The sequence below is a fragment of the Planktothrix mougeotii LEGE 06226 genome (genome assembly GCF_015207485.1).
In the GTDB taxonomy this organism is placed as follows: Bacteria; Cyanobacteriota; Cyanobacteriia; order Cyanobacteriales; family Microcoleaceae; genus Planktothrix.
Genome location: NZ_JADEWU010000055.1, coordinates 1 through 17,135, shown reverse-complemented (window position 1 = coordinate 17,135; position 17,135 = coordinate 1). Strand labels below are relative to the sequence as shown.

The 17,135-nt window shown below is 38.8% G+C and carries 13 protein-coding genes; 7 read left to right on the top strand and 6 right to left on the bottom strand.

The genetic code is table 11. From position 1 onward, the window contains the following. Nucleotides 1–75 precede the first annotated feature (75 nt). Nucleotides 76–1,188 carry a tetratricopeptide repeat protein gene (locus IQ236_RS19485; RefSeq protein ID WP_193870832.1) on the top strand — a complete coding sequence of 371 codons (1,113 nt, stop codon included), beginning with the start codon at nucleotides 76–78 and terminating at the stop codon, nucleotides 1,186–1,188. A 64-nt stretch (nucleotides 1,189–1,252) separates the two neighbouring features. Here IQ236_RS19485 and patX read toward each other — a convergent pair whose 3' ends face one another. Both patX and IQ236_RS19475 read right to left on the bottom strand, forming a co-directional pair. Then, on the bottom strand, nucleotides 1,253–1,480 hold the full coding sequence (patX, locus tag IQ236_RS19480; RefSeq protein WP_190517929.1) for a heterocyst-inhibiting protein PatX: 228 nt from the start codon (nucleotides 1,478–1,480) through the stop codon (nucleotides 1,253–1,255). Nucleotides 1,481–1,668: 188 nt separating this feature from the next. Next, complete coding sequence (locus IQ236_RS19475; RefSeq protein WP_193870831.1) at nucleotides 1,669–3,468, bottom strand: FAD-dependent oxidoreductase; 1,800 nt, start codon at nucleotides 3,466–3,468, stop codon at nucleotides 1,669–1,671. A 193-nt stretch (nucleotides 3,469–3,661) separates the two neighbouring features. Between IQ236_RS19475 and IQ236_RS19470 the strand changes: the two genes are divergently transcribed. From IQ236_RS19470 to IQ236_RS19460, 3 genes are all read left to right on the top strand, one after another. Beyond that, nucleotides 3,662–5,200 (top strand): SLBB domain-containing protein, encoded by a 1,539-nt coding sequence (locus tag IQ236_RS19470; protein ID WP_193870830.1) that lies wholly within the window; start codon nucleotides 3,662–3,664, stop codon nucleotides 5,198–5,200. Nucleotides 5,201–5,287: 87 nt separating this feature from the next. Further along, nucleotides 5,288–7,543 (top strand): polysaccharide biosynthesis tyrosine autokinase, encoded by a 2,256-nt coding sequence (locus IQ236_RS19465; protein ID WP_193870829.1) that lies wholly within the window; start codon nucleotides 5,288–5,290, stop codon nucleotides 7,541–7,543. A gap of 278 nt (nucleotides 7,544–7,821) precedes the next feature. Next, on the top strand, nucleotides 7,822–8,061 hold the full coding sequence (locus IQ236_RS19460; protein ID WP_190517921.1) for a hypothetical protein: 240 nt from the start codon (nucleotides 7,822–7,824) through the stop codon (nucleotides 8,059–8,061). A gap of 175 nt (nucleotides 8,062–8,236) precedes the next feature. On the opposite strand, the gene IQ236_RS19455 is transcribed toward IQ236_RS19460, so the two are convergent. Continuing rightward, on the bottom strand, nucleotides 8,237–8,473 hold the full coding sequence (locus tag IQ236_RS19455) for a hypothetical protein (protein WP_228041750.1): 237 nt from the start codon (nucleotides 8,471–8,473) through the stop codon (nucleotides 8,237–8,239). A gap of 173 nt (nucleotides 8,474–8,646) precedes the next feature. Between IQ236_RS19455 and crtO the strand changes: the two genes are divergently transcribed. Continuing rightward, nucleotides 8,647–10,338, top strand: coding sequence for a beta-carotene ketolase CrtO (gene crtO, locus IQ236_RS19450; protein WP_193870828.1), 1,692 nt, complete (start codon nucleotides 8,647–8,649; stop codon nucleotides 10,336–10,338). A gap of 356 nt (nucleotides 10,339–10,694) precedes the next feature. Continuing rightward, complete coding sequence (locus tag IQ236_RS19445) at nucleotides 10,695–11,234, top strand: pentapeptide repeat-containing protein (protein ID WP_193870827.1); 540 nt, start codon at nucleotides 10,695–10,697, stop codon at nucleotides 11,232–11,234. A 57-nt stretch (nucleotides 11,235–11,291) separates the two neighbouring features. Here IQ236_RS19445 and IQ236_RS19440 read toward each other — a convergent pair whose 3' ends face one another. The 3 genes from IQ236_RS19440 to IQ236_RS19430 are packed head-to-tail and all read right to left on the bottom strand — an operon-like array spanning nucleotide 11,292 to nucleotide 14,509. Next, the gene (locus IQ236_RS19440; protein ID WP_193870826.1) at nucleotides 11,292–12,167 is read right to left on the bottom strand and encodes a hypothetical protein; all 876 of its coding nucleotides are present in this window, start codon (nucleotides 12,165–12,167) and stop codon (nucleotides 11,292–11,294) included. Nucleotides 12,168–12,171: 4 nt separating this feature from the next. Continuing rightward, nucleotides 12,172–13,368, bottom strand: a complete 1,197-nt coding sequence (locus tag IQ236_RS19435) for a glycosyltransferase family 2 protein (RefSeq protein ID WP_193870825.1) — start codon at nucleotides 13,366–13,368, stop codon at nucleotides 12,172–12,174. Between the two features lie 25 nt (nucleotides 13,369–13,393). Next, nucleotides 13,394–14,509, bottom strand: coding sequence for a beta-ketoacyl-ACP synthase III (locus IQ236_RS19430; protein ID WP_228041749.1), 1,116 nt, complete (start codon nucleotides 14,507–14,509; stop codon nucleotides 13,394–13,396). A 669-nt stretch (nucleotides 14,510–15,178) separates the two neighbouring features. Between IQ236_RS19430 and IQ236_RS19425 the strand changes: the two genes are divergently transcribed. Further along, nucleotides 15,179–17,095, top strand: coding sequence for a tetratricopeptide repeat protein (locus tag IQ236_RS19425; protein WP_193870824.1), 1,917 nt, complete (start codon nucleotides 15,179–15,181; stop codon nucleotides 17,093–17,095). The last annotated feature ends 40 nt before the right edge of the window (nucleotides 17,096–17,135 follow it).

The window sequence follows — 17,135 nt, the reverse complement described above, 5'->3', positions numbered from 1 at the left end:
TTCCTGTTAATTACGGGGAGGTGATTTTATATCTAAGAAAATGCCACAATAACAGTAGGGCAATAGGGTAAAACCATGACAGAACTCGAACAAGTGGCAGAAGCCCTAGACCGTCAGGACTACCGCCAAGCCGCAAAACTCTTAAAGCAACTGCAACAGCAAGCACCCCAAAATCCTTGGGTACAGTTGTATGCTGGGCGTTGGTATGAAGGCACCGATAAACTGGAAACCGCAGAAAAAGTCTATCGAAAATTATTAAAAGATGCCACTAACCCTAAAATAGTAGCCCAGGCGCGTCAGGGATTACAACGAATTGAAACCCTTGAACAAAATCGACGCCAACAGGCCATTGTTAACGCAAAAACTGATCCGAGTAATACCGAACCCGGTGTTTTAATTTTAGAACCTTTGGCGTCCGAACACAAGCAAAATGCCGCTAAAACCCTGGCGCGAATGTTAAAAACCGATCCCTATACCGCCCGAATGCAGCTACAAAGTCGGGGTTGGCGACTGTATAAAACAGGGGAAATGGGAGAATTAAAAGTTTATGGTCAAGAAATGTTAGAGGCGGGAATTCCTGTGTTTTGGGTGGCATTAACAGACATTCAAAATCTTCATGTATTCCGAGTTCAATCTATTCAATCTTTATCGCCCCAACCGACCATTATTTGTCAAAATGAACAGGATCAATTAGGTTCTCTAACGTTTAGTTGGCAAGAAGTTAGTCAACGGGTTGAAGGATTATTACCCTTATTTATAGAAATGTTTGATTATGATCCACGTCGTCGGAAATCAGATCGATTTCGGCATAAAGAAATGACTCAAGATTATGCTCAAATTTTGGATTTACATTTACCGAAACGACGTTGCATTTTAAGATTTTGTGATCACAGTTATAATTTTCAAGACGGAATAGATTTTAGTCAATTTTCCCAGGAAACTCAAGACCTTCCCCAAAGCCAAAACACTACTCGCATTAACTGGAATTTGTTAACCGAACAGTTAAATCAAGCTTTAACCCAGACTCAACTGTGGTCAGAATTTACGCCTTTTGCAGAAACCACCTTAGATTATACTCAACTTCTAGGCCGTCTTATCCCTTATATTGATGTACCTCGTAAATCAGAAAGTCTTTGGGATAATGCGTTTCATCTTTATAGTGGTTTAGTGTTTTTTAAACAATTATAGAAACCGGGTTTCTTGAAGAAAGCCGGTTTCTGAGGATGGTTGTTATTGAGTTTTTAACCCTTAATTAAAGTTGAGCATTAACATCATTAGAATGGGTTGTATCCCTGAAATCCCGACGTCCACCACCTCGGTCGGGTTCATAGGGGCCATTGAGTTGGGTACGGGCGGAAAGTAATTGTTGATCAGTTAGAATATCTGATAATTGATGGGCGCTCGGATTAACTGCTAAAGCGTTAGTTGTCAGACCAATCAATAAAGAAACTGATAAAACTAAAGATGTATAGGTTTGCATAATAGAGTGTCCGTTTAAGTCTATCCACTTCTGTATACAAACCCTTAGTCTTTAGATCAGGATTAATCGGAAAACGTTTTTGATCCCTCTTGATTTTATCCGGGTATTAACCCTTTTTTAACGGGTGTAAAAGTTAGAAAACAGTCTGATCAATAAACTGACATCAATTAACTTTCAGAAAACCGCTTTTAAGGGTTTTGAATGGAATTTAAGGTTTCTACAATTAACCAATTTCCTGAAAGATTAAATCGTCCGTAAATTTTTAGGGTTGAGGGACTAATAAGGTTTTGTAATTGTTCGTTAATTTCTGGGTGTAACGTGACTAATTTTGCCGTTTGACCTGTAAATTTTCCTTGAGTTAGGGTAAAGGTATAATCTTGATCCTGTTGACGCTGAAAAACACCTGAAAAAGGCTGACTATTCGGGGAAGGATAGGAAGAAATTCCAGATGCGGGACAATTAGCATCAATCGGATATAATTCCGGGTGATCTAAATAATAATATTGCCACTTTAACCAATCAGGATGATCGGGAGTTAAATTAAATAAAGGAATCACCGCTTGCGGAGCAATTTTATCAGTTAATAAGGCATTTTGTAACGTTCTAACCGATAATTCATGGGGTTTTATTCCTTGTTCAATACATAACGCTGCTGCCATTCCGGCAGCTTGTCCTATTCCTAATACCACAGGTTGTAAACGAGTCGCACCGTTAGCAATATGGGAAACAGAAATATTTTTTTCACAGACAAATAAATCATCAAGACTAATAGGAATTAACGCTCGATAGGGAATAGTAAAAGGAGTTCCTGTCCAACGTCCTCCCCAACGTAGACTTTTAGGTTTTACAAGCCATTCAAAAGTGGTATAATGGTGATCATTCGCATAATTTCCAATAGCGATCGCTTCACATTCTCCCCTTTCATTGATGGGTAATAAAGCCGTATAACCCTTGTCAGTCGGTAAAATATCCTGTTCTCGAATGGTAGTTAATCCTTGAACTCGACGACTTTCTCGATAATAAGGATGTAAGGCAAAAGCGGATAAAATAGCGGGATCTATATTAAAATTAGGTCGATTTTCTAGGGGGAAAGTTCCCATTGCTAACCCATAATGTCCTCCGAGTTGTTGTTGAATAAACCGAGCAAAACTTAAACTATGCCAAAAACTTTCTTGCCAAAATTGTAACCGTTCAGCTTCGGAACCGATTAAACGATCTAATTTTTGATCATAATCATTTCCGTGAATCGGCCAATTAATCATAAATTGTTCACCGGGAAGTTTCCCATAGTTGAGAAACGATTCTGCACCGTAATTTTTCCAAGCATTTGTAAATAATTCTGGAGTCTCAATTGGAGGTGCTGGAATTTCTGGGGCGATTTGATTTTCTCCAAAATCCTGCATCATAAACACCCAGGTAGGAGCTTGAATAGGGGTATTTTTGATGACGGGGAATTCTCCTAGGGGAGCGCTGGGTTCTTGCCATTGAGTTTGTAATTCCCATCCCCAACGATAGGGAATTTCAGCAAGTTCTAAAAGGTCACCTAATTCTGTTGCATCTAAGATGATTTTTGCTTCTATGATATAAGATTGAAATCGAACTTTTTTAATAGAATTTTCTTGTTTAACAACTTCTAAAGGGTATTGTCCTGAAATCCATAATAAATTAGGTTCTGCTTTCACCCAGTCTGCAAAAATATTCGCTCCAATTTGGGGATGATAGGTAAAGAAACTCACCCAAGCATAATCTAAACCTCCGGGTTGACGCTGGTTTAATTCTCGGAGAAATGCCCCCCAAATTCCGGTTTGAAATGCTACTAATTCATTACCATCCGGTGCTGGAACTCCCCCAGATGTTAACATTCCTCCTAACATTGACCATTGACTGACTAAAATCGTCTTCGCCCCACGACGAGCGGCTTGTAATGCTGCCGCAGTTCCCCCTGTTCCTCCCCCAACCACTAAAACATCCGCTTGTAATTGATTCATGAGAAGTTTTTTAACAAAAACAACGATAAAAATTATCGGTTAAAATCAGGTTTAGTGTCAGGGTGATTTGTTAATTCTTGTAGTCAGCCCTTCAGGGCTTAAAACAAAACACGGTAAGAAAAAAGCCCTGAAGGGCTTACTACGGATGGGGAAAAAGCCCTGAAGGGCTTACTACGCATGATATTTGGATTCAATGGCAAAAATTTTATTTTCAAAACCTAAATTAACCCTATGGGGGTTTTTCGTGACCGTTGCGGTCATCGTTGGACATTCATCAATAACCCAGGCTCAATCGCCCTTGTCTCAACCGATACAGGTTCCTCCATCAACCGGAAATTTCCCCGTTGAAGATAGCCAAGGTTATACATTAGGGCCAGGAGATTTGCTCCAACTGGATATTTTTAATGTTCCTGAATATAGTGGTAATAATGGTCAGCATCAAGTTGGAATTGATGGTTCTGTAAATTTACCTTTAATTGGGAATTTGGTGGTGAAAGGACTCACCTTAGACCAAGTAACGGCTATTGTTCAACAACGCTATGGGGAATATTTACAACGACCTTTATTAACAGTGCAATTACTCGCGGCTCGTCCTCTACAAATTGCTGTGACTGGAGAGGTTCAACGTCCGGGGTCTTATCTGTTGTCTGCGAGTACAGACGGGCCCTGGCGCGTCTCTACGAATACTCCAGAGGTGCAGAAGATGGGGGGGCGTTTACCGACGATTACCCGTGTTTTGCAAATGGCGGGGGGAATTACCCCCTCGGCGGATGTTCGACAAGTTAAAATTCGCCGTTCTCTGGGAAATGGGGGGGAAAAAATTCTGAATTTGGATTTGTGGGAATTGGTACAAACGGGGGATTTACGCCAGGATATTACCTTGCGCGATGGTGACACGATTTATATTCCCACCGCCACAGAACACAACGCGCTGGAATCTTCCCAATTAGTTACGGCTAATTTTGCTAGTAATACGAATCAACCGATTAATGTAGCTGTTGTTGGGGCTGTTAATCGTCCGGGAACCCATACCTTAAGGGCTGAACTCATTCCCCAAGTTTCCCCAGAACCAGGTCAATTAACTGAAGGTGTTGTTTCAACGGCCAGTGGGGGAATATTAACCGTAACACAAGCTCTGAAAGTGGCGGGGGGAATTACGTCTCAAGCGGATATCCGCAATATTCAGGTACGACGGCTGACCCGGACGGGAACAGAACAACACATTCAGGTTGACCTGTGGAAACTTTTACAGGAAGGAGATGTCACTCAAGATGCGATGTTACAACAGGGAGATACAATTATTGTGTCCACGGCGACAACGGCTGAAACGGAAGAAAATGCAGAAGTAGCCGCAGCGAGTTTTTCTCCTGATACGCTAAAAATTAGTATTGTGGGTGAAGTGGTCTCTCCAGGGGCGAAAAGTGTTGCTCCCAATACATCCCTCAATCAAGCGCTGGTGGAGGCGGGAGGATTTAATGAATCTCGTGCTAATAAGAAAGAGGTGGAGTTAATTCGCTTACATCCAAATGGGACGGTTTCTCGACGGCCCATTCCGATTAATTTATCGGCGGAAGTCAACGAAGAAACGAATCCTAAGTTGAGAAATAATGATGTTATTGTTGTCGGTCGGTCGGGGGGTGCTTCTTTCCGAGATGGTTTAGGAACAGTGTTAAATTCCTTAAGTCCGATTAACAATTTCTTGGGATTATTTCGGTTTGTTAATATTTTTTAATAGGAGAGGGAACAGGGAATTACGAATTACGAATTACGAATTACGAATTACAAAACTTAAATTGTTAAAATTACCCCCAAAATTAAGATGAAAACTAGGAAATTATCTCGGTTATCTGCTGCTCATCCTCAAAAACCGCTCTATTCTGTAGAAAGAATTCCGTCCGGGAGTCCTTTATATTATGATGCGGATTTATATCCTCTCGAATATAATCAAGGAGAAAAATCTAATTTTTTGCAGGTTTTATGGAAACGAGCCATTGTTGTTTTAGGAGTGACAACAGCCGTTACTGCGGGCGTTTATCTGTGGACAATTAATCAAACGCCTGAATATAAAGGGTCGTTTCAAATTTTAGTTGAATCTCCGCCTCAATCTTCTCAGGTAGAGGGGAAGGCAGATTTAGATTATTATTCCCAAATCGAAATTTTACAAAGTCCTAAATTAATGTCAGGAATTCTGAAAGCGATTCAAACCCGCTATCCTGAAGTAACTTATGATTCTCTGTTTAATAAAACAACTGGACAAACCTTTTGGAAACGGGATATTCTCTCGATTAAACCGTTAAAAGAAACTCGAATTGTAGAGGTAAGTTATCAAGATGCTGAACCTCAGAAAGTGCAATTTGTTTTAGAAAAACTTGCTGAGGGTTATTTAAAATATAGTATTCCTGAAGATAAAAAGGCTCAAGAGCGGGAACAACAATTCAAGTTAATTCAACAGCAAATTACCCCATTAGAGAAAAAAATCCCGCAACTTCAGCAAGAAATTCAAAAACTACAACAACAATATAACTTTATTGACCCCCAACTTCAAACTCAATATTTAGCTCAACAAAATAGTCAAATACAATCCCAAAAGTTAGAAACTCAAGCTCAACTTCAGCAGCAAGAATCTCAATATCAAACCTTACAACAACAATTAGGATTAAAACCCGAAGAAGCATTACTCGCATCCGCCTTAAGTCAATCTCCCCAATATCAAGGCTTATTGCAAGAGTTATTACAATTAGAGACAAAAATTGCGATTGAATCTGCTCGTTTTAAAGGAAATGCTCCTCAAATTCAAGTATTATTAGATCAGCGATCGCAATTATTACCCTTATTAGAACAGGAAGCAAAACGGATTTTAGGAAAAAATTCTGATCAGGTTGATCCTAATATTATCCGGTTTCAAGATTCTATTAGAATGGATCTTATTCAGCAGTTAGTGATGACGGCTAATAATATTGAGATGTTGAAGGTTAGAAATGAAGTTTTAGAAAAAGCGGCTCAAGAATTTAACCAATATTCTCAAGTGTTTCCAGTGGTTTTTAGTCGTTATAACAGTTTACAACAACAGTTGAAAACCACGAATACTCAACTAACAGAACTCACCAATAAACGCCAAGCCATGCAATTAGAAGTCGTTCCTAAAACGCAACCCGAACCTTGGGAACTGATTGCACCCCCTCGCATTCCTAGCCAAACCAATGGGGAATTAATGGCCGTTTCTCCCTATGTTCCTTTTAATTTAGCATTAGGAGGATTAGTGGGATTATTCTTAGGAGCAATTACGGCTCAAATTCTGGAACGATTCAATAATGTCTATCGCACGACCCATGAAGTTACTGATAGTATTGGTTTACCTTTATTAGGGGTAATTCCTGCTAGTAATGAAGCATTAATGCTTCCGGGTTCTATTGCTCCCAATATCGATATTTCTAATATCAGCTATCCCGCTTGTAGCCCATTCCAAGAGGCATTCCGAGCTTTAAATACAAATTTACGCCTACTTAATCCTGAAGGGACTGTGCGTTCCTGTGTGATTACATCTGCAACTCCATCCGATGGAAAATCCACCATTGCCATGAATTTAGCACAAGGAGCAGCAGCAATGGGTCAACGGGTTTTGTTAGTTGATGCTGATTTACGTTGTCCTCGGATTCATACCATGTTAGAGCTTTTAAATCAACAAGGTTTAACTAATATTATTACAGAAAAACTAGAGTTTAAAACCGTGATTAAACAGGCTCCTAACGAGGATAATTTATATGTCTTAACCGCCGGAGACTTTTATTCTGATCCGACTCGGTTATTATCCTCAAAACAAATGCAAGAGTTAATGAAGCAATTGCAGGAATCTTTTGATTTAATTATTTACGATACCGCCCCAATTTTAGGGTTAGCTGATGCTAATTTATTAGCGCCTCATACCGATGGGTTAATGATGGTTGTAGGTTTAGGAAAAACTGACCGAGAAGCCTTTAGTTTAGCGTTGAGGGAAATTAACACCGCCGGGGTTCCTGTATTAGGAATGGTGGCGAATGGAGATAAACAAGAAACCCATTATTATCGAGATTATTAAATTTATTGTCGAACTTCGGTCATGGAATATTTTTCTTGAACCATCGGAATGTTCAATCTCAATAAATTTAGTTGAATTAGGGCTTGATTTAGCCTAGAAGGATAAAGATTTCAGGTTTTCAGCTTATTAATTCTCTGTTTAAACTTTAATCAAAACCAATAAAACGAACTCAACTTCTGAGTTTTGAAAATGATAAGATATAATAACTTTTAAGTTTTTTCATCTATCTTTAGATAGAATTATTCTATCTAGTCTCCCCTTTACCCAAACCTGAGCCCGTGAACAACAAATACACCCAAGTCAAAGAAGTTCTCAGTCTGTGTTTACCTGCTGAAAATGTTGTCTCCTTATTGGAGCAAGTTCATCTTCAATTGGATGCCGATCCTGATACCGTGCTCGAAGTTGTAACAACAATTCGAGATTTTTCCCAGCGTCAGGGTTGTTCCTTTGGAACCGCTTTTTCCCTGTTTCGGCAGTGTCGTAACTTAAGGGATTGGCAACGATTAAAAAACTTATAATCTTATATCAGATAAGAGCATTTTTTTACTCAATTGCCAACTCTGCATGACTTCTCTTTAACTCCAGAGGTCAGAATTTTTTACAATTTCTATTAGCTTTTATTAACCCCTAACCCCACCCAAGTCTATCCCCAAGGGGAATAATTGAGGTGGGGTTTCTGTTAACGTCTTAAGCTTAGGTGGTACTCGGAAGATCGGTTGGGTTAGGGTCGGAAGAACTGGGAACGTAAGACTCAGCCGAACTGGAAGCTACACCACCAGCACCATTGGGGTTCTTTCCTTCGGCGGCATTTTTGGCTTCTTCTTGGGTAATGGTAGGATTACTATTAATAGCAGCGGCTCTCGCGCCTGGATTTTGGGCGACTTCTTCGGGTAAAGTTTCCGAATTTTCAGTTTGATTTTGACTCATCATTTCTCCTAATTTTAGATCAAATTTTTAGTATCTTTTTACTAAGATAATCATTTAAAATCAATCATCCTTCTTCCAAAAGATGTAAATTTTTTTCTATTTTTTACCCCAGGGACTAGGAAAAATCAACATCTATTGATACACTGAACAACGTGATCAATACAGGGGGGTTTCTGATGTCTACTTATGATGTGATCATCATTGGTGCAGGTCATAATGGGTTGGTTTGTGCCGCTTATCTTCTCAAAGCTGGGTATAGCGTTTTACTATTAGAAAAACGTCCCGTTCCAGGGGGGGCTGCTACGACAGAAGAAGTCATTCCCGAAGATGCACCCGGATTTAAGTTTAACCTCTGTGCTATTGATCATGAATTTATCCATCTTGGCCCCGTTGTAGAAGAATTAGAATTAACAAAATATGGCTTAGAGTATTTATATTGTGACCCCGTTGTGTTTTGTCCTCATCCCGATGGACGGTATTTTTTAGCTCATCGTTCTGTTGAAAAAACCTGTGCAGAAATTGCTCGATATAGTGAACGAGATGCCCGCAAATATAAAGAATTTGTTGAATATTGGCAACGCTTAATGAATGCCGTTAGCCCTTTATTTAATGCGCCTCCGACTTCAATTATTGACATTGCCAAAAACTTTGACCGAGAGACATTTATTGATTTATTAGCAGTTTTGGGAGGAAAAGATAAAATCTTAGATTTTGTCAGAACGATGTTAATTAGTCCAGAGGATTTAGTTAATGAATGGTTTGATACGGAAATTGTTAAAGCTCCTTTAGCAAGATTAGCATCAGAAATTGGTGCTCCTCCCTCTCAAAAAGGCATTTCTGTCGGCGCAAGTATGTTAGCAATGCGTCATCATCCGGGAATGTCTCGACCTCGCGGGGGTACAGGTGCATTAACTCAAGCCTTAGTGAATTTAGTTAAACATTTAGGGGGGGTTATTTTAACAGATACTCCTGTTCAAAAATTATTAATTGATAACGGTCGCGCTGTTGGGGTTAGAGTTTCAAACCAGCAAGAATATCGTGCCCAACGGGGAGTGATTTCTAATATTGATGCGCGACGGTTATTTTTACAGTGTTTAGATGCGGCAGATGTGGATGCGGCTGATCCTAATTTACGAGAACGGTTAGACCGTAAAATGATTAATAATAATGAAACGATTCTCAAAATTGATTGTGCATTATCTGAACCTTTACGGTTTGAAGCCTATAATCATCAAGATAGTTATTTAATTGGATCAGTTTTAATTGCAGATTCTGTTAATCATGTTGAAAAAGCCCATAATTTATGTACTGTTGGGGAAATTCCTGATCAAGATCCTTCTGTTTATTTAGTCGTACCAACAATCTTAGATCCCTCTATGGCTCCTGAAGGAAAACATACCTTATGGATTGAATTTTTTGCCCCCTATCAAATAGCAGGAGCCGAAGGAACGGGGTTAAATGGAACCGGATGGACGGATGAGTTAAAATATAAAGTCGCTGATCGAGTGCTGGATAAAATTGCTGAATATTCTCCTAATCTCAAACCTTCAATTTTAGCACGTCGGGTAGAAAGTCCGGCGGAATTGGGAGAACGGTTAGGGTCTTATAAAGGCAATTGTTATCATATTGATATGACCTTAGATCAAATGATTTTTTTCCGTCCCCTCCCTGAATTAGCGAATTATACCACCCCCATTCAAGGTTTATTTTTAACGGGTGCAGGCACTCATCCAGGGGGATCAATTTCAGGAATGCCGGGTCGCAATTGCGCTCGTGTATTTCTTCAAGCTCAAAAACCCCTGAATCAAGTTTTAAAACAGACTCAAAATTCCTTCAAGTCGATTTGGCAGTCCCTAGGACAAGGTTAATCATGGAGATCTATTAAGGTAGTATTTAATTCAGTATTTTTTTAGTTGAACGTTAATCCTTGACACAGACTCAATTCCAGAATCGCGATTAAATTTGAGTTTCAGGGATTTTGTTACAAAAATAAGTGATCGCTTATTTTTGTAACTTCAAGTCATTTTTTATACCTTTTAAGAGTATAAATACTGGTAAATTATTAATAATCTCATTCATAAAATGGCTTGTGTTCCTGATCAGAATTTTTCTGTTGGTAATAACATCAGTCTGAGTCTCTTGGTGGATAAAAATTAAAGAATTACCCAGTATCCACTTTGAGTTATAACAGAAGTATAGTTATAAACGCTTAATCATAAATCCCATGAAGCCAACAAAACATAGTCCGACCTCTATTTTAATGAGCTCTCGTGAATTATTAGATCGTTATGCAACAGGAAAACGGGGTTTTATTGGGGTGAATTTGCAGGGTGCTGATTTAAGAGGAGCCGTATTAAAAAGTATTTTGCTTTGGCAAAGTAATTTAAAATCGGCGAATTTAAGTGGCGCTGATTTAAGCAATTCTCATTTATTTGCTAACTTAATTGAAACCAATTTAAGTGGTGCTGATTTGTCGAGCGCTAAATTAATTTATGCCGACCTCAGAAAGGCAGATTTAACCTGTGCTAAATTATTTAAAACCAATTTGAAAGGCGCCGATTTAAGAGGGGCTGATTTAAGAGGAGCTAAATTAATTTATACAGATCTCGAAGATGCTAATTTAATAGGAGCTAATTTAAGGGGGGTAATTTTATTTGCGGTTAATTTGAATCAAGCTAATTTAGCTGGAACTGATTTAAGTCAAACTACATTTATTAAAACTGAGACTACATCTGCTATTTTATCAGATCCAGAAGCCAACTGAAAACAAAATATCTGAATCTTAAAACAGTCAGTTTTTGTAATAGCTTGATTCTGAAGACTAGGGGCATTTATCAAAACGGGATTTTAAGCCTAAAATTTTTAAATTTAAAATAGTTTCTAGGGTTAATTGTTGATCGGTTTTAAGGTTGGTTTGGGAATTGCGATCGCTTAAATAATCCAGATGTTTATGTTCTCCAGTCGAAACACTGAATAAGCGATTTTCTTGTTTTGCTTTTGTAAAAACTGTGGTATAATCACCTCGATTGAGTAATAATATTTCACCTAATTTTGCCCAATAATCTTGATTTCCCACAAGATGAAACAACTGATCCATATCATTTAATCCTGGAGATAACCCAAACACGCCTCCGTAAGAAATAATAATCAATTTAGAGGAAAGATATTGTTTTAAATAAGGGAGGGAAGCCAACGCCATTCCTGTCCCTGTACTTCCGCATAAAAAGATCAGTTGACTAGGAGTAGATTTTGGTAAACCCAGGCGGTTTAATACACAGTGTGCAATATCTTTTCCATAAGAATTTGTTAATCCTAAAATTAAAATCGTTTGCCAAAAGTTGTGTAAAGACATCACCCATAAAGGTAGGGGTTGAAGGTGTAAAAACTTCCAAAATTGGGATAAAATTAAGGTTTTATCGGTTAATGATTGCCAAGGAAAGGGTTCTGCAATAATTTGATCAATTTGATAACTTTGAGTAATTTTATGAATAAAATTGATTTGTTCTGGGTCTAAATTTTCTTGGGTATAGTCACTAATTCCAGTAATAAAAACTAACGCAGTTTGCCAAGGTTTGCTGGGTATTTGGGTTTGTTGAGATTGTTGATGCCAGGTATACCACCATAGTATAGTTTCTATTCCGGTGAAAAATAGAATGAATGCGATCGCACTGAATATAATGTCTATAACTAATATCATTGCTTTAAACAGAATCTCGACGTTGAATAAATTCAAACCCTCCCTCTTCGGTTAATTGCATAATATGTCCTCTCCAGTTAATAGTTCGGGGTAAAAACAGGGAAATAATAATATGAAGGGGTAGTAAAATTTGCACAAGAATTAAGACGATAATATGGGTCTTGGGTGTTGCATTCCGCAGATAATTTTGATTAAAGTTGCTTAATAGGGCATAATTTAAACTCAAGTAAATCAGTCCATAAATTAACCCATAAACGGAAGGAAAGAATAGAGTATAAAGGAAGACGAAAAGGGGAAACAAAGTCGGCAAAAATGCCATTAAATAAAAGACAATTAATTCTTGAACAGAAGAGGATTTTAAAATTGAGGCTTGAGGAAAAATAAACCAGCGTGTGATCAAGTTAAAATAGTGGGTAGAATCTTGAATTTGGGTACTAATTCCATGACAAACGGGAGTTTGGGCGAGTTGATAACCCTGTTGGCGGAAGTGTTGGGCGATCGCATAATCATCTACAATAAATTTATCTAAAGTTGCAAATCCATTAACTTTTTCTAACACCTCTCGTTTGATTACAAAAAACATTCCATTAATTGTAAAAGGATTAATAATATAAGTATAGGGAATATAGGTAAGTAAGTTATTTCCATTCACAACACTGGACACTAAGGTTGACCAAAAATTAGAAAAATTGACATAATAAGGTAAACCAAAAGCAACACCAATCTCCGGTTTTTCTAAATAGGGGAGACACTGATCAAAGGCTTGATTGGGTAACATGGTATCATCGTCTAAAACCGCAATAATATTACCCGTTGCTTCCTTCAGTCCAGCAATCAGTTTAAACATTTTGGGACTAATTTGATTGGGGGATGGCGGTAGAGAAATTAATTTAACCTTAACATCGGGATAGGTTTCTATGAGTTGATGACATCCTACCTCTGCAACTGAATCATTTTGATCAATTAACCAAATAAATTCTAGTTCATAGGATGTTTTTAAAGCTAAATTATGACTCAGACAGTCCCATAACGTCGGATCACCGCTTAAAATAGGTTGCAAAATGGAAATATTATAGGATTCCAGTGGAAGGACAGATTCAGATTCAAGTTGAGCTTTTTGGAAAAATTGTTGAATTAAAATCCATTTGATCACCCGTTCTGCTAATGCAATTAGCGCTATAATTAAAATCAGAACATTCATTATTAGTCCTCATTAAGTTAGTGCTTTAATATTCTAAAACCATCCCCCCAACGGAAAATCCGGCGGAGGTTCCTAAGAGCAAAATGCGATCGCCTCGATGAATTTTATCCTGTTGAATGGCTTCATGGAGGGTCATCGGAATCGAAGCGGCGATGGTATTTCCGTGATTGTGAGCAATAACCATCCATTTTTCTTCAGGAATATTTAATCCTTTACGAATTAAACCCATTGCCATTAAACTTGCTTGATGGGGAATAACAAAATCAATCTCTTCTAAGGTTAACCCCGCAGGTTGTAACAATCGTTCCAAAAATCCGGGTAAAATTTGAGAAGCTAAACGGTAAATTGCCCGACCTTGCATTTTAAATAAAAATCGATCCAGATTGTCCGAATATTCACGGGGATGATAACGATTTCCTCCGGCTAAACATTGGGATAATTCTGCACCTTCACTATAGGTTTCTTGGCGAGAACAGATAATTTTTGAACCCTCTTGGGGATCAGTTTTACTAATAATTGCAGCAGCGGCTCCATCTCCAAATAAGGTACTGGTTTCTCGATTGTTCCAATCAACAGCTAGGGCAATTTCTGAAGCCACTAATAGCACCCGTGAATAGCGTCCTGCATCTACTAAATAAGAGAGGGTATCTAACCCAACAACAAAGCTTAAACAAGTTGAATTAATATCAAAAGTTGCAATTCCTGAAGACTCTCCTCCCAGTTGTTTTTGGACTAAAGCAGCAGTACAAGGAATAGACTGTTCAGGAACACTACTGGTACAAACAATACAATCAATATCATTTAAGGATAATCCCGCCGTTTCTAAGGCTTTTTTAGCTGCCATTGCTCCCATTTGAGAAGCGGTTTCATCTTGAACAAAGTGACGAACTTTGACCCCAGATTTCTTTTCAATCCAAGCGGCTTCAATTCCCAATTTTTCCCCTAATTGTTCAGCAGTAACTTGATTTTTAGGTAAGTATTTTCCCGTTGCTAAGAGTTTCACTTGTCTAACTTGGGCTAAGTGATGAGCAGATGGGGAAGTTCCTAGGGTTTTTGTCCTTAAATGGGGAGAATTATTCAGATGGCTATGACTAATCACCATATTATTCTGGACTTTGCTAATATTCCCAAAGCTTATCATTGTTTTTTTGAAGTTGAGAACAATTTAAAGATTAAATTTAGATTCTTTAGGTGTGTTCCTTTTGAGTTTTGATAGCAGACCCAAAAAGTTGAATTCCGATGCCAAAGTTGAGCTTGAGGACAAGATCAAATCTCAGGGAATTTTCGGGTCTAAACTGTCTGATCTCCGCCCTTAAAAAGGGGGAAATCCTCTTCACTTTTAACTTAGACCCCCCTATCCGATTACAAACGGCTGTTGTCGGGATGCCCGTCGTCGGTTTCCGGATCAGAAAGACTGTTCTGCCCACTAGAGCTAAAATTACTCCAGGTGCTATCGTCAGAGATGAAAAGCGGATTCCATCTGAATCGCTGTTTTCCAACTGGGGAGCATAAAAACTTAAAATTCTGGAATTAGCTCATAAAACCGAGAAGATATGCTAAACTTAAAATTTAGAGTTCTTGAGTTTTTGGGCAAATTGCTCAATGCAGAATAGAGCTATTTTCAAGGGTTGGCAGGATAGTTAGGAAGACAACTCAAAGTTGTTCTAGCTTGATTTTCCTTGTCCGACGATCACCCCAGATTGATCCTTTATTGCTCTTGTCAATCGATAGAAACTGACTCGGATTGACAAGAGCAGAATTTAGTATCAAGCTGGCATTCAATCTTGAAATTTATTAGGTTAAATTGGATATGGTACCCAGAGAATTTTTAAAGACTGTAGCCACGAGAGTGGGAATTTCCGACAATGAACTCGAAGTCATGGCACGAGCAATCCAAGGCGAACCCATGACCACAATTTCTAAGCATTTAGGGGTTCGCAAGGACGCTTTGCAGAAACGTTTAGGAGAAGTGTATAGGAAATTAAACATTACCGGGGCTGGCCCAGGAAAGTTGGCCAAACTTCAGCAACGGTTATTAGCCGAATATCAATCGGAAGGAAATCAACTGGGCGGACAAAACGGCCAATCCGGTCGCAAAAAACGCTTACTGGGAGGAGTTGATGGTCAAGGTTTCAGTAGTAATGTTCAAATTGATTGGGGAAGCGCGCCTCGATTAGGAGCCTTTTATGGCCGTTCAGAAGCCTTAGCCACCTTAAAACAAGGTTTAGTGACAGAACGCGCTCCTCTGATGATGGTGGAAGGGATTGGAGGAATTGGAAAAACTGCATTAGGGGTGAAATTAGTCCAAGAAATTGCCCCGGACTTTGACCAAGTAATTTGGCGATCGCTTCGAGATAAACCTTCTCCCAGCGAATTTATTGCTGCTACTTTTCCGGCCACCTCGAAACCGCCCTCAGATTGGGATGATTCAGAACAAATTGCTGAATTCATCAAAACCCTATCCAATTCTCGATATTTACTGATTATCGATGAAGTGGAATATATTTCACAACTGGGAAGTAAAGATGCCGCTTTCAAAAGTTATGAAGTCCTCCTGCAACAATTGAGTGAATCTTCCCATCGCAGTAGCGTGTTATTAATGGGTTGGGAAATTCCCCCCTCCTGGCAAAAATTTGCCTCTAAACCGTCTATTCAGTTAACAGGCTTATCTGAACAAGACTCTCAACAAATGTTACTTTCCGGTCAGGAAAGCCTCTATTTGGATGGAAAATACCTGTCGGAGTTAGTGCATTTATGTGGAGGTAATCCCTTAATCTTAAAATTATGGTCGGCTAAAATCCCCGATTTAACCATCGGAAATCTCACCAAATTAATCAAGCAAAATACCTTAGTGATTGAAGAATTGGTTCGTCAACATCTACGAGCCGATCAAGAATTGTCAGAGCTTGAAATTCGTTTAGTTTGTTGGTTAGCTGTCAATCCCAAACCAGCCACCTTAAGTGAGTTGGCAACGGATTTGATCCTCTCGGAAACCGGAACGGAAGTTCAAATTTCCTTGGATTTCTTAATCGAGCGATCGCTCTTAGAAACCGTCCGATCGTCACAACCCATCGGTTACACCATTAACAGCAATTTCAAAAAAGAAATCTGGTATCAATTAATGGGTAAATCCTTCAATGAACTGGGTTATAAACACTATTTAGAAGGAGAATTCCAATCCGCTAAAACTGACTTATTACAAGCCGTTCGTTATCATCCCGCCTTAAGCGCAGGTCATTATAACCTAGGGTCTACTTACGAGAAACTAGAACAGTTTGAACCTGCGAAAAAACATTATCAAATTCTCGTTGATGTGGACAATAACCGAGCAGCACAAGCGGCTGTTAATAATTTAGCTCGGTTAGAAATTTTAGAAGGCAAAACCGGAGAAGCTATTGATAAATTAGAGAAAACCCTTGTTCAGGTTAAAGATAAAGGCGTTCGCTCTGCTTTACATAAAAATCTAGGTTGGGCTTATTTCTTGCAAAATAATCCTAAACAAGCTGAAGTTGAGTTACGTCAATCTTTAGAATTAAAAGAATCTAATGCCGTAGCTTACTATATTTTAGCTCAAGTTTTAGAAGCCCAAAACCGTCACAAACAAGCCCTAGCATTTTGGAAAACGGCTTTAGAACAGGACGAAACCGATCAACAATCTAACGGCGTTACCTGGCGTTTACCGGAATTACTCACCTGGCGCATGATGGCCCGTCAACGCTTACAATAAAAACGTTTAGAAACCAGAGGGGGATGTAGGATATTAACAG

Excerpts from the sequence above, each read along its gene's own strand:
- IQ236_RS19485 (WP_193870832.1), top strand. The coding sequence starts at position 76 with ATGACAGAACTCGAACAAGTGGCAGAAGCCCTAGACCGTCAGGACTAC.
- IQ236_RS19475 (WP_193870831.1), bottom strand. The coding sequence starts at position 3,468 with ATGAATCAATTACAAGCGGATGTTTTAGTGGTTGGGGGAGGAACAGGG.
- patX (WP_190517929.1), bottom strand. The coding sequence starts at position 1,480 with ATGCAAACCTATACATCTTTAGTTTTATCAGTTTCTTTATTGATTGGT.
- IQ236_RS19440 (WP_193870826.1), bottom strand. The coding sequence starts at position 12,167 with ATGATATTAGTTATAGACATTATATTCAGTGCGATCGCATTCATTCTA.
- IQ236_RS19465 (WP_193870829.1), top strand. The coding sequence starts at position 5,288 with ATGAAAACTAGGAAATTATCTCGGTTATCTGCTGCTCATCCTCAAAAA.
- IQ236_RS19470 (WP_193870830.1), top strand. The coding sequence starts at position 3,662 with ATGGCAAAAATTTTATTTTCAAAACCTAAATTAACCCTATGGGGGTTT.
- crtO (WP_193870828.1), top strand. The coding sequence starts at position 8,647 with ATGTCTACTTATGATGTGATCATCATTGGTGCAGGTCATAATGGGTTG.
- IQ236_RS19425 (WP_193870824.1), top strand. The coding sequence starts at position 15,179 with ATGGTACCCAGAGAATTTTTAAAGACTGTAGCCACGAGAGTGGGAATT.
- IQ236_RS19430 (WP_228041749.1), bottom strand. The coding sequence starts at position 14,509 with ATGATAAGCTTTGGGAATATTAGCAAAGTCCAGAATAATATGGTGATT.
- IQ236_RS19435 (WP_193870825.1), bottom strand. The coding sequence starts at position 13,368 with ATGAATGTTCTGATTTTAATTATAGCGCTAATTGCATTAGCAGAACGG.
- IQ236_RS19445 (WP_193870827.1), top strand. The coding sequence starts at position 10,695 with ATGAAGCCAACAAAACATAGTCCGACCTCTATTTTAATGAGCTCTCGT.
- IQ236_RS19455 (WP_228041750.1), bottom strand. The coding sequence starts at position 8,473 with ATGATGAGTCAAAATCAAACTGAAAATTCGGAAACTTTACCCGAAGAA.